Raw genomic sequence first — 361 nt, forward strand, 5'->3', positions numbered from 1 at the left:
TTACGCCGTCGACCGCATCGAGATCCTGCTTGACGAAGATAGACTCGATGACGCGATCGCAAGCATCGAACACGCCAATCCACGATTGCATTATGCGCGCGACGAAGCGCTCGTCAGGCTAACCAATGCCGCGCTCAAGGCCCGCCCTGAATGGGCTGCCGGCTTTGCGGTGAAGATGGCATCCCCCATCATCGAGAGCGGGCGCTCGAGCAGATACGACCTTGCCGCTTTCTGGCTCGAGCGGGCTGCGTGCGGGTTCATAACGCTCGGCAGAACCGCCGAGTGGCATCGCTATCTCGACGAGCTGATGACGACGCATCGACGCAAGCACAGGCTGCTGGGCTTTCTCAGATCCTTACGC

The 361-nt window shown here is 60.7% G+C and carries 1 protein-coding gene; it reads left to right on the forward strand.

Translation table 11 applies throughout. The features are described from left to right. Window positions 1-85: 85 nt before the first annotated feature. Window positions 86-361 (forward strand): hypothetical protein (locus tag ACYPYD_RS09645; RefSeq protein ID WP_459662913.1); only part of this gene is annotated, 276 nt, incomplete at its 3' end.

It is taken from the genome of Novosphingobium sp. 11B, assembly GCF_054589055.1.